This is a genomic window from uncultured Paracoccus sp., from assembly GCF_937873615.1.
In the GTDB taxonomy this organism is placed as follows: Bacteria; Pseudomonadota; Alphaproteobacteria; order Rhodobacterales; family Rhodobacteraceae; genus Paracoccus.
Map to the genome: position 1 here is coordinate 26,230 of NZ_CALMYP010000061.1, position 9,407 is coordinate 35,636.

The 9,407-nt window shown below is 66.2% G+C and carries 18 protein-coding genes; 2 read left to right on the plus strand and 16 right to left on the minus strand.

Annotated features, from left to right (window positions below):
- Positions 1 to 24: 24 nt before the first annotated feature.
- The 16 genes from Q0330_RS14715 to Q0330_RS14790 form a co-directional block, all read right to left on the minus strand.
- Positions 25 to 459, minus strand: coding sequence for a dihydrofolate reductase (locus tag Q0330_RS14715; protein WP_299480970.1), 435 nt, complete (start codon positions 457 to 459; stop codon positions 25 to 27).
- Positions 456 to 1,544, minus strand: a complete 1,089-nt coding sequence (locus Q0330_RS14720; RefSeq protein WP_299480972.1) for a phage Gp37/Gp68 family protein — start codon at positions 1,542 to 1,544, stop codon at positions 456 to 458. The genes Q0330_RS14715 and Q0330_RS14720 overlap by 4 nt, the downstream gene beginning before the upstream one ends.
- Complete coding sequence (locus Q0330_RS14725; protein ID WP_299480975.1) at positions 1,537 to 2,055, minus strand: hypothetical protein; 519 nt, start codon at positions 2,053 to 2,055, stop codon at positions 1,537 to 1,539. The genes Q0330_RS14720 and Q0330_RS14725 overlap by 8 nt, the downstream gene beginning before the upstream one ends.
- 2 nt (positions 2,056 to 2,057) lie before the next feature.
- Positions 2,058 to 2,717, minus strand: coding sequence for a dATP/dGTP pyrophosphohydrolase domain-containing protein (locus tag Q0330_RS14730; RefSeq protein ID WP_299480978.1), 660 nt, complete (start codon positions 2,715 to 2,717; stop codon positions 2,058 to 2,060).
- 3 nt (positions 2,718 to 2,720) lie between these two features.
- Positions 2,721 to 3,875, minus strand: coding sequence for a DNA polymerase III subunit beta (dnaN, locus tag Q0330_RS14735; protein WP_299480981.1), 1,155 nt, complete (start codon positions 3,873 to 3,875; stop codon positions 2,721 to 2,723).
- Complete coding sequence (locus Q0330_RS14740; RefSeq protein WP_299480984.1) at positions 3,872 to 4,837, minus strand: DUF2303 family protein; 966 nt, start codon at positions 4,835 to 4,837, stop codon at positions 3,872 to 3,874. The genes dnaN and Q0330_RS14740 overlap by 4 nt, the downstream gene beginning before the upstream one ends.
- 61 nt (positions 4,838 to 4,898) lie before the next feature.
- The gene (locus tag Q0330_RS14745; RefSeq protein ID WP_299480987.1) at positions 4,899 to 5,243 is read right to left on the minus strand and encodes a hypothetical protein; all 345 of its coding nucleotides are present in this window, start codon (positions 5,241 to 5,243) and stop codon (positions 4,899 to 4,901) included.
- Between the two features lie 51 nt (positions 5,244 to 5,294).
- Complete coding sequence (locus Q0330_RS14750; RefSeq protein WP_299480990.1) at positions 5,295 to 5,600, minus strand: hypothetical protein; 306 nt, start codon at positions 5,598 to 5,600, stop codon at positions 5,295 to 5,297.
- Positions 5,601 to 5,616: 16 nt separating this feature from the next.
- Positions 5,617 to 6,108, minus strand: coding sequence for a single-stranded DNA-binding protein (gene ssb / locus Q0330_RS14755; RefSeq protein ID WP_299480993.1), 492 nt, complete (start codon positions 6,106 to 6,108; stop codon positions 5,617 to 5,619).
- Positions 6,108 to 6,302, minus strand: a complete 195-nt coding sequence (locus Q0330_RS14760; RefSeq protein WP_299480996.1) for a hypothetical protein — start codon at positions 6,300 to 6,302, stop codon at positions 6,108 to 6,110. The genes ssb and Q0330_RS14760 overlap by 1 nt, the downstream gene beginning before the upstream one ends.
- The gene (locus Q0330_RS14765; RefSeq protein WP_299480998.1) at positions 6,299 to 6,958 is read right to left on the minus strand and encodes a hypothetical protein; all 660 of its coding nucleotides are present in this window, start codon (positions 6,956 to 6,958) and stop codon (positions 6,299 to 6,301) included. The genes Q0330_RS14760 and Q0330_RS14765 overlap by 4 nt, the downstream gene beginning before the upstream one ends.
- Positions 6,955 to 7,440 carry a hypothetical protein gene (locus Q0330_RS14770; protein WP_299481001.1) on the minus strand — a complete coding sequence of 162 codons (486 nt, stop codon included), beginning with the start codon at positions 7,438 to 7,440 and terminating at the stop codon, positions 6,955 to 6,957. The genes Q0330_RS14765 and Q0330_RS14770 overlap by 4 nt, the downstream gene beginning before the upstream one ends.
- On the minus strand, positions 7,440 to 7,679 hold the full coding sequence (locus tag Q0330_RS14775; RefSeq protein WP_299481004.1) for a hypothetical protein: 240 nt from the start codon (positions 7,677 to 7,679) through the stop codon (positions 7,440 to 7,442). Before Q0330_RS14775 ends, Q0330_RS14770 begins: the two co-directional genes overlap by 1 nt.
- Complete coding sequence (locus tag Q0330_RS14780; RefSeq protein WP_299481007.1) at positions 7,672 to 8,121, minus strand: hypothetical protein; 450 nt, start codon at positions 8,119 to 8,121, stop codon at positions 7,672 to 7,674. The genes Q0330_RS14775 and Q0330_RS14780 overlap by 8 nt, the downstream gene beginning before the upstream one ends.
- Positions 8,118 to 8,312 (minus strand): hypothetical protein, encoded by a 195-nt coding sequence (locus Q0330_RS14785; RefSeq protein WP_299481010.1) that lies wholly within the window; start codon positions 8,310 to 8,312, stop codon positions 8,118 to 8,120. Before Q0330_RS14785 ends, Q0330_RS14780 begins: the two co-directional genes overlap by 4 nt.
- Positions 8,313 to 8,451: 139 nt before the next feature.
- Positions 8,452 to 8,772: a hypothetical protein gene (locus tag Q0330_RS14790; RefSeq protein ID WP_299481013.1), complete on the minus strand. Its 321-nt coding sequence runs from the start codon at positions 8,770 to 8,772 to the stop codon at positions 8,452 to 8,454.
- Between the two features lie 40 nt (positions 8,773 to 8,812).
- On the opposite strand from Q0330_RS14790, the gene Q0330_RS14795 reads away from it, so the two are divergent.
- Both Q0330_RS14795 and Q0330_RS14800 read left to right on the plus strand, forming a co-directional pair.
- Positions 8,813 to 9,118: a carph-isopro domain-containing protein gene (locus tag Q0330_RS14795; RefSeq protein WP_299481016.1), complete on the plus strand. Its 306-nt coding sequence runs from the start codon at positions 8,813 to 8,815 to the stop codon at positions 9,116 to 9,118.
- Between the two features lie 12 nt (positions 9,119 to 9,130).
- Positions 9,131 to 9,407 (plus strand): hypothetical protein (locus tag Q0330_RS14800; protein WP_299481019.1); only part of this gene is annotated, 277 nt, incomplete at its 3' end.

Below are 9,407 nucleotides of genomic sequence, written 5' to 3' on the forward strand. Positions count from 1 at the left end.
AAAGGGCAAGGCGAGGCAGGAGCATCATGCAGCACCTCCCCAGCGAAACCCATAGGCGTCGAACGGGAAGAACGCATGGTCGCGATCCTCCTCGGGCGCACTGTCGTAGGGAATGGCGCTGATCAGCTTGAGGCCGTCGACGAAAGGCGCGAACGTCCGATAGGTATGCGCGCCGCCCGCGATCCAGATCGGCCGTCCCGGCCACTCCTGCCCGCAGGTTTCGATCACCTCGGCCGGGTCGCTGCCCGCCCATTCATAGACGCATCGGCCTTCGAGCCGCGGCATGCCCCGCGCCGTCCGCCGGCCGAGGATGACGACGCCGCCCATCGTGAGTCGCTGGAAGCCGGCGAGGTCCATCTTCATCACGGCTTCCAGATCCGGGTCGCCCCGCCATGGCAGGTCGCCGGCGCGGCCGATCTGGCCTCGGCGGCCGCAGGCCGCGATCAGATGCACCGTCATGGCCGCACCCTCGGCAGGCCGTTGTGCTCGACCCCGTCGAGCAGCCGTCCCGCCGCCTTCTTGCCGACATTGCGCACGGCCACGAGGCGCTCGCCGTGGAAGCCGATGCCGCCCGCCAGATTGTGAAACCGGGTCGCGCCGAGGCCCATCTGGCCGTCGACCTTGGGCGTCGAGCGCCAGTCCGGATCGTCGACGTCGCGATCGTAGAACGCCGACCATGCGCCCCATTGCTTGAACAGGAACGCGATCTCGTGCGCGGCGCAGAAGTCCCGCGTGGTGCGGTGCCATTCCGGATGGGTCGGCCGGGCGCCGTCGCCGCTTTCGCCGCCGGACACGATCCAGCGGGCAAATTCCCATCCCTTCCAGTCGACCGGGCCGAGGGCCGGCTCATAACTAACCCATGTCAGCCAGCCCATGTCGGCGAGCGCCGCCATCGTGGCCCGCCGCTGATCGGCGCGGGACTGATCCTCGACCGAAACGCCGAGCCATATGTTGCGGAAGGAATCCGGCCATCTGGCCATGCCGCCGGCCCAGTCGAACAGCGGATAGGCGCAGCCTGCAGGCGGCGTCCCCATGGCGTCCAGCATGTCGGCGAAGAGCTGGCCGCGCCCGCTGGGGTGTGCAGCGCGCACTTCGGCCGGGCCGCGCGCGCCCTTAAAGTCCAGATCCTGCTCGGCGTTCACGTCCCCCCAGCGGCGGAAGAAATCGAGCATCCTGTCCGGGCGCTTGGTGAGCACCTGAAAGGTGTGGCGCTGCGCCTGCGCCATGACGTCGAGGACGCGCATGATCCAGCCGTCCGGCACGCCCTCGGCAAAGAGGTCGCCATGCGCGCAGACGAAGATCATGCGCGGCTTCTGCCACCGCAAGGGCTGGTCGAGCCATTGCTCGTTGAACCGGACCTCGCCGTTCCAGACCGGCCCGGCCTTCGTGTCGACGGTCAGGCCGGCGCGGCTCGGATGATGCTTGAGGCGCGTTCCGGCCAGCCGCATCGCGTAGCAGTTCGTGCAGCCGGGCGAGACGACCGAGCATCCGGTGATCGGATTCCACGTCGCGTCGGTCCATTCGATCAGGGAATGGTCAGCCATGATCGCCTCCGGTTTCGGTGAGCGAGCGACCGTCTGCCGACACGGTGAAGGCGACGCCCTCGTGCCAGAAGCCCATAACGACGGTCAGCCGTTCGCCCTCGGGATCGGGCATGTCGTTCGCCACCCAGTTCCGGGCGAAGCTGTCCATCGAATCGGACATCGTCTCGTAGTCGCTCGCCTCGGCGAACCAGTTCGCCTCGTCGACCCGAGCCGCCGGCGCCAACGGCACGGCTTCGCCGGTGAACATATCGACGGTGCCGCCGTCGCGCGGGTCTTCGAGGTTCCACGACCCGTCCGGCATGACGGTGATCGTGACGCTGCCGCGCTCCTCCCACCACATGAAGGAGACGGTCTCGCCCGGCGTGATGGTGCCGGCGACCGACCAGCGGATCGTCGTCACGCCGGCAGCATCGGGGGAAAGCCAATCCTCCGGGCGCTCGCGGCCGGGCGGCATGATCTCGTCGACGAGGCAGGCTGGCCACCATCGGCGGGTGTGCGCGAAATCAGCCATCGCTACCTCCCGACGCCGGCGGCGGCGAGAACGGCCCGCAGATCGCCCAGACGAACCGCCACGCGCGTCTTGTCGCCGTTGCGCATGAACTCTGCCGCGATCTTCTTGAGGCGCTCGGCGGCTTCGCCATCAATCGCTGCGGCCTCGCCGCTCCGGTCGTGCTCAATCGCCTTGTCCGGATCGGCCGTCCGCCAGTCCGGCCACCGGCGCTTTTCGTTCTTCGTCTGCTTGGCGACGATGGCCTCGACGATGCGGGCCGGATCGAACCCGGCGCGCCATGCGCCGTCGAAGGCCAGAATGATGACGTCGATCCATTCCTCGACGTCGGTGGGGTCCGCCTCGATCTCGCGCAGTTCCTTGCGGATATGGTCGATCACGCCGGCGGCGCGCGTGCCGGGGCCGAAGGTCTTCAAGGAGAAGGCCCGCTGCCGCTCAAGATGCGCAACCAGGTCGAAGCGCGCCTTCGCCGCCGCCCGCAGATCGCGCGCGTCCTGCTGATAGCGGTTGTTTGCTTCGAGCAGATCGGTGACGCGCTGGACCCGCAGCCGCTCGCTGTCGTCGCGGCAGTCGAGCAGGTGCATGATCCAGCGCGCCAGATCGTCCTTGCTCTTGTTCATCAGCGAGCGGTGGGTGACGGTGGAAACGACGGTGAAGGTGGACATCGGCTAGATCCTCATCGGCATGAGAACGAAAAGCGTCTCGCCGCCCTGCGCCGGGCGGACGAGGGCCGGCGCACCGGCATCGCCCAGTTCGAAGATCACCTCGTCGCCGCCGGCGGCGGACAGGAGGTCGAGGCAGTATTTGCCGTTGAAGCCGATCTCGACGGGGTCGCCATCGGCGCCGGCGATCTCGATCTGATCTTCCGCACTGCCGGCATCCGGGCTATGGGCGGTGACGGTCAGGCCGTCGCCCGCGAAGGCGTATTTGACGGCATTGCCCTTGCCGGTGGACACTGTCAGGACGCGGTCGATGGCATCCGCCAGCGGCGCGCGGGCGAGCGTGTAGCGGTTCGGGTTGCCCGCCGGCACCACGCGCTTGTAATCGGGGAAGGTGCCGTCGATCAGCTTCGAGACCAGCGTCACGCCGGTTTCGTCGCCGCCCATGGAAATGCGGAACTTCACGTCGGAGATGTCGAGGCGGACAGGCCCCTTGTCCGGCAGCATTTTCAGCACGAGATCGACCGTCTTCCTCGGGATGATGATCGCCGGCAGGCCCGCCGCGCCGTCCGGAAGCGGCAGGGTCGACTTCGCGAGGCGATGCCCGTCCGTCGCCACGGCGATCAGCACCGCCGCCCCGTCGACTTCGTCCTCGTGCCAGTGGATGCCGTTGAGGTAGTAGCGGGTTTCCTCGCTCGAAATCGCGAAGCGCACGGTTTCCAGCATCGCCTTGAGCGTGGCGGATTCCATGTCGAAACTACAGGTGAACTCGCCGGCCGACAGTTCGTGGAAATCGGAGGCCGGCAGGGACGGCAGACGGAAGCGCGAGCGCCCGGCCGAGATGGTCCACATGCCGCCGTCGTCCTTGGCATCGCCGCTGCCGGCGATCCTGACCTCGCAGCCCTCGGGCAGCTTGCGCACGATGTCGTGCAGATTGTTCGCGGGAAGCGTCACCTCGGCCGCGCCGCCCTCGATCGCGCATTTGCGCGAGACGACTATCTCGGCGTCAAGGTCGGTGCCGGTAATCGCCAGCCTCCCGTCGCTCGCCCGGATCAGGACGTTCGACAGGATCGGGATCGTGTTGCGGCGCTCGACCACGCGCACGGCGAGCGCCAGGGCGGGAAGCAAAGCCTCCCGCCCGATGGTGATCGCGCCCGCCGTCATACCCCCGTCTCCGGCTTGCCCTCATAGGCCGGCAGGCCGGTCTTTTCGCGGGCGTCGAAGAGGGCATGGCGGACGTGTTCGGTGATGAACTGGTCCGGGCGGTAGATCTGATAAAACCAGACCACGGACCCGCCGGCGGCGCGGTAGCGCAGGCGGACGGGGATGCGCATCTTGTCGCCCATGAAGAAGGGCGGCACGGACAGGATGAAGATGCCGGGAACCTTGAGCGGCTGGCCGTTCGCGTCCTGATGGCTTTCTTCCCAGACGATTTGTCCCTCGCCGTTGGCAAGGGTGTGCGCGGCCTTCACCTTGCTCGCCACGTTGACCTGAAGGCCGCGCGACAGTTCGACAAGCTGGCTGGGCGTGGCGACGGTCGTCGCGAAGTCGCGTTCGAGCCAGATGCGCTCCTCGTCGGTCGGCGCGGAGAGTTCCGCGACGCGGTCCTCGAGGAAATAGGCGAAGTCCTCCTGCGTCATCTTCTGGCCGTTCATCTTGTTCCACGCCTGCCACTCCTCGGAGAGCGGGAAGGCGTAATGAACGCGGTGCTTGCCGTAATCCGGCTGACCGTCGACGCCGAGATGGTGGTAGTCGATGACGGCGGTGAAGGACGGCTTGCGCCAGTCCGCGTCGGCGAAGATCACCGAGTGCTCGGACTTGTGGCGGTTGATCAGTTCGCAGAAGGACTCGAAGGTCTGCGCCTCGGCGGTGCCCTGCTTGCGCTTCGGGTGCAGGCGGTAGCTTTCGAGCACGTTCGCGAGCGCATTGACCGCCGGCTGATCGCCGCGGTGCAGCGCGACCGGCACCTTCGCCGGCAGGCCGGTGAAGCCCTCGGGCGTGTCGATCTGGACGATCTCGATCCCCTTCGCCTCCGCCCCGAGACGGGCGGCTTCGGCCAGGTCGATGCTGAAGGGGGTGGCGATGGCTTCCGCGGCGTCCGCCGCGGGGGTGACAGTTTTTGTCATGGTTCGACCTTTCTCTGTTTTGCGCGCCTGCGGCGTCGCGGCTGGGTTCGAGGGGAGCGGACTATTCGGCGGCGCGGGGGCGTGCCTCGCGCGGGCCGTTGAACATGTCGGTCTGCTGGGGGTGCTCGGTGGAGAGCGAGCCGTCGTCGAGCACCCAGTAGAAGGACGAGCCGCGCTGCGGCTTCGGGCGCTTGGAATCGATGTCGCAGGTGATCGTGGCCGTGCCGGCCTCGACTTCCAGATTGATCTTGAGCGTGACGCTGCCCTTGACCTTCGACTTCGGGCGGTCGCCGGAAAGCTCTTTCAGCTTCGACAGCGTCTCGGTGATTTCGCTGCCGAGAACGGCCGCGACTTCGCCGCCTTCCAGCATGCCGATGATCGTTTGCGCGTCGCGGATTCGTTTCATCTTGTCCTCACGGGTGGGTTGATCCGCCGGGTTGGGCGGCGGCGTGGATGGTCAGAAGGGGATGTCGGAAGCCATGTCGCAGATGCGCGCCACGCGCTGCTCGATCTCGGCATGCCGGGCGTCGGCGATCACGAGGGCCTGCGCCTTGATCACGCGCTGCGCGTCCTCGAACATGATCACCTTGCGGGCGAGCTTCCGGTCCAGATTTTCGGCGCGCCGCTCCGAACTCTCAAGATGCCCCATCAGGGTATTGATCCGGTCCAGATGCTTCGCGATCTCGCGTTGAAGCTCGGCGATCTTCTTCGCCTCGGCGGATTGCTCGGGCACGGGCGGCTTGCGGCTGGCTTTCGCGGCCATGGTCTTCTCCTCGATTCTAGAAGGGGATTTCGTCGTCGAGTTCGCGCCCGTAGGAGCGGTCGTCATTGTCTCGGGACGTTTCGGAAGATCGGTCGGAACGGCTGCTCTCGCGGCCGTAATCGTCAGGTCCGCCCGCGCCGGGGCGTCCGCCGGAACCGTTGCCCTGCGGCATGAGGACGAGATCGCCGGCGAAGGCTTTCAGAACGACCTCGGTCGAATACCGCTTCTGGCCGCCCTGATCTTCCCACGACCGGGTGCAGAGCATGCCCTCGACATAGACCAGATGGCCCTTCTTCAAGTATTGCTCGGCGACCTTGCAGAGATGCTTGTTGAAGATGACGACGGTGTGCCACTCGGTGCGCTCGCGCTTCTCGCCCGAATTCTTGTCGCGCCAGACCTCGGACGTCGCCAGCCGCATGTTGACGATCGGGTCGCCGCTGCTCATGTGGCGGATTTCAGGGTCGGCGCCGAGCCGGCCCATGATCTGCACCTTGTTGATCGACGACATCAGACCAGACCTTTCTCGATGGCGAGCCATTCGGGCATTGTGATTTCGGCATTGCCGCCGGGGCGCTTGACGACCTCGACCTGCGAGATCGGGATCCAGACCGCGTCCTTGCTTTCGCCCAGCGGGGAAACCTTGATGGCGCGCTCGGTGATCGCGTGCAGGGCGACGGTGACGTCGACGAGGTCGGATTTCATGCCGGCCTCACCACGATTCCGAGATACCGCTCCAAGCGGTCGATGAAGGCCATTTCGGCCTTCGCTGCGCCCCACGGCTCGATCGGCGAGGTGAGCTTCGGCGCGGGCCTGCGCGCCGCAGGCAGATGGGCGGCGGCCTTGCGGCCGAACAGCGCCAGTCCTTCCGCGCGCAGCATGCGCTCGTCCATGTCGTGAACCTGCCGCACATAGGCGGGATAGAGGCGCGGATAGCCGACGCCGGCGGCGGCGAAGACCGCATCGTCGATCGCCGCCTTCGCGACGCGGATCGCCTCGGCGACGGCCCCGCTCGCGCGCTCGGCGATGTCGGGGGCGAATCCCCCGTCGCGCAGGATGGCGGCGACATTGACGGCGATCAGCGAGGCGAAGGGCCGCGTCAGGTCGCCGATCAGGTATTCGTGCCCGTCATGCAGGAGACCGCAGCCGGCCAGCACGGCGTCGCCGGTTTCGGCATAGAGCGCGTCGGCGCAGAAAACCGAGTGCTGCGCGTCGGAATAGGCGGCGCAGGCATAGCGTCCGTTGAAGCGGGCGATCTTGGAAAGACCCGCGGCCATTTCCGCGAAGTCGATGTCGGAAACCTGCGGGGCCGCGAGGTTCATCACCGTGCCGTCACGGCGGAAGGAGGGAACGATGGTCAATGCCGCGCCCCCATCGTCTTCATGCACTCGGCCATAAGGTAGTCAATGGTGGACGGCCCCGCCGGCGTCTGTACGAGGAAAGCCTTGAGGAGCTTGGCGCATCGCTCGCGCTGCCCTTCCCAAGCATCCAGCCGGTAGGCGTCCCGAGCCAAGCAATAGCGATTCCACGCGACGACCATCGCCTGCGTTTCCCGCAGACCCTTCGGCATCGGCATGTGCGCAGGTATCGCCGCGTTGGCCTTGTCGATCATTTCGGAGAGTCGGTCGGCAAAGTGCTTCGCCTGCTCTGTGGGCAAAGACTGGGCCAAGGATCGCGCCGGTTCGTAGAGCTTCGCGATCTCTGTTGCAGCGAACCCCGCTCCGGTTAGGGCGCGGAAGGTGGCGCGGCCTTTGCGTATGGCTTCGGCCATCTCGACGATGCGGGGGTGTTTTGCCGGGTCGAAACCAAGGTCCGGGCCGGCGGTTCGGTCGGAAGCCGTCATCACTTGCTCCAATAGAGAAGGTAGAGAAGGAAGGCGCAGAACAGATGCGCCGGCACGCATGCGAGCGTGAGGTGGAAGAGGAAGAGGTAAAGCTCCCGCTTCCGGCGCCGGTATTCACGGCGGTCCTCGTCGCTCAAATCCTCGGGGCGCAGCCCCCACGGATTGAGGGCGCGCTGGTCCGGCCTCGCCCCGTAGGGTTCGCCGAAGGAATGAACCGGGACGCGCGCGCGGTCAGGCATCGTCGCCTCCGAACGCGCTGGCGCTGGCGGCGTCGATCCGCGCGACCATGTCGCGCAGCGCCGTGAAAGAGCGGTTCCACGCCTCCCATTCCGGGGTCGCGTCCTCGGCAATGCCGGGATTGGCGGCAAGCCATGCGTCGGCGGTCGAAACCGTGTCGCGCATCGCCTCGACCATTTCGGAGATGTCGGGGAACTCGGCCTCGCCGGCGTCCTCTTCCTGCGCACCGTCGAAGGCGTCCGCTACGGCCATCTCGGCGCGGGTGAGCGCGTCCTCGCGGTTGGCGGCGTCGGTGATGTTGCGGATGATGGTCCGCAGTTCCTCGTCGGTCAGCCGCTCGCGCCAGTCGGCCCAGTCCTCGCGAACGCCGGGCATCGTGTCGTAGCCAAGCTCTTCGAGTTCCGCGATCAGTTCCTCGCGGTCGTTGCGGGGCGCGCCGTTCATACCGGCATCCCCGGCCCGAAGGCGGCGGCCAGCACGAAGCCGAGCGACGCCACGAAGGCGATCATCGCGAACAGGCTGGCGAGGTCTTGGAAGAAGCCGCCGCTATCGGGGCGGGCGCGGCGGGCGGCGGCAAGGCGCTCGCCCTCGAAGGTGCCGAGATCGGTCTTTGGGAACTGCATAATTGCCTCCATCGGTGAGGATGGAGGATATTCAAGGACAATCTGTCCCTAATTGTCAAGGACTATTTGTCCTTAAAGAAGTCGCACGAAATGTGGCAGAAATGCCATCCGCGCGCGCAGGGTGCGCCGCAAGGATTCCGAATCGCGATGATTACGCCGTTTTGGCCTCGGTGGATTGGCGTCTTGGTTTAGCCGTCTCTTGCCCGGTGATCAGCCATGATTCGGAGACGCGGGTCGCGGCGCAGAATGGCCCGATCAATCTATGGGGAAGAAGGCTGCGCGTCTCATACTGCTTATAGACGTCCTGCGTGATCTGAAGGATTCTCGCTATCTCTTCCTGAGTGAAGCGAGCGCCTTCCCGCGCCGTTTTCGTGCGCTTGAGGAAGTCCTGCTTGTAGTCGCTGCCAGATCCCTTTGCCATGCGGTGCTTGTCCGAAAAATCGGCCGTCAGGTCATGGGACACTTTGGGCATTGACTTTAAGGACAATCTGTCCTTATCAATAGAAACCATGATGAGCAGCTTTCGAAACGTGATCGACGAATGGGGTGGCCCGCAGCGCATGGCTGCGGACATCGGCGCGTCGGTCTGGGCCGTGCGGAAATGGCATCAGCGCGACAGCATCCCCTCCGAATGGTGGATCGCTATCGAGGCGGCGTCCGAGCGACTCGATCACCCCGTCACGGTCAAGGACTTGGCGGAGATTTCGGCCCGGAAGTTGCAGGAAACCTCCCACGACGTTGACCGCGTCGCGACTGCCGGCCCGGATGGCGGACCCTCTGAATCCGGGCCGGCTCTTTCGTGCGAGGCAGCGGAATGAAGGGGCGCTGACATGATCGCTTACCAGCACACCCCATGGGGCAGGTTGCCGCTCGGCGCGAAGGGCGATCGTCAGACCGCGATCGAGGTCCATGTGCCGGACGTGGTCGCCGCGCTGCTCGCCATCGTCGCCACCCATGACGGGGTCGAGCCGGAGAAATTCGCCGCCGAGGCCGTTGCGCGCGCCGTCAACGAGCGCGCCGAGGCCATCGGCATTGCCAGGCTGGCCCAGCCAGCCGTTTACGATCTTTGCGCGGGTAGAGCAGCGGTAGCTCGCCGGTCTCATAAGC

Bases quoted from the DNA above. Each gene is read 5' to 3' on its own strand.
- Q0330_RS14715 (WP_299480970.1), bottom strand. From the start codon at position 459: ATGACGGTGCATCTGATCGCGGCCTGCGGCCGCCGAGGCCAGATCGGC.
- Q0330_RS14720 (WP_299480972.1), bottom strand. From the start codon at position 1,544: ATGGCTGACCATTCCCTGATCGAATGGACCGACGCGACGTGGAATCCG.
- Q0330_RS14725 (WP_299480975.1), bottom strand. From the start codon at position 2,055: ATGGCTGATTTCGCGCACACCCGCCGATGGTGGCCAGCCTGCCTCGTC.
- Q0330_RS14730 (WP_299480978.1), bottom strand. From the start codon at position 2,717: ATGTCCACCTTCACCGTCGTTTCCACCGTCACCCACCGCTCGCTGATG.
- dnaN (WP_299480981.1), bottom strand. From the start codon at position 3,875: ATGACGGCGGGCGCGATCACCATCGGGCGGGAGGCTTTGCTTCCCGCC.
- Q0330_RS14740 (WP_299480984.1), bottom strand. From the start codon at position 4,837: ATGACAAAAACTGTCACCCCCGCGGCGGACGCCGCGGAAGCCATCGCC.
- Q0330_RS14745 (WP_299480987.1), bottom strand. From the start codon at position 5,243: ATGAAACGAATCCGCGACGCGCAAACGATCATCGGCATGCTGGAAGGC.
- Q0330_RS14750 (WP_299480990.1), bottom strand. From the start codon at position 5,600: ATGGCCGCGAAAGCCAGCCGCAAGCCGCCCGTGCCCGAGCAATCCGCC.
- ssb (WP_299480993.1), bottom strand. From the start codon at position 6,108: ATGTCGTCGATCAACAAGGTGCAGATCATGGGCCGGCTCGGCGCCGAC.
- Q0330_RS14760 (WP_299480996.1), bottom strand. From the start codon at position 6,302: ATGAAATCCGACCTCGTCGACGTCACCGTCGCCCTGCACGCGATCACC.
- Q0330_RS14770 (WP_299481001.1), bottom strand. From the start codon at position 7,440: ATGACGGCTTCCGACCGAACCGCCGGCCCGGACCTTGGTTTCGACCCG.
- Q0330_RS14775 (WP_299481004.1), bottom strand. From the start codon at position 7,679: ATGCCTGACCGCGCGCGCGTCCCGGTTCATTCCTTCGGCGAACCCTAC.
- Q0330_RS14780 (WP_299481007.1), bottom strand. From the start codon at position 8,121: ATGAACGGCGCGCCCCGCAACGACCGCGAGGAACTGATCGCGGAACTC.
- Q0330_RS14785 (WP_299481010.1), bottom strand. From the start codon at position 8,312: ATGGAGGCAATTATGCAGTTCCCAAAGACCGATCTCGGCACCTTCGAG.
- Q0330_RS14790 (WP_299481013.1), bottom strand. From the start codon at position 8,772: ATGCCCAAAGTGTCCCATGACCTGACGGCCGATTTTTCGGACAAGCAC.
- Q0330_RS14795 (WP_299481016.1), top strand. From the start codon at position 8,813: ATGAGCAGCTTTCGAAACGTGATCGACGAATGGGGTGGCCCGCAGCGC.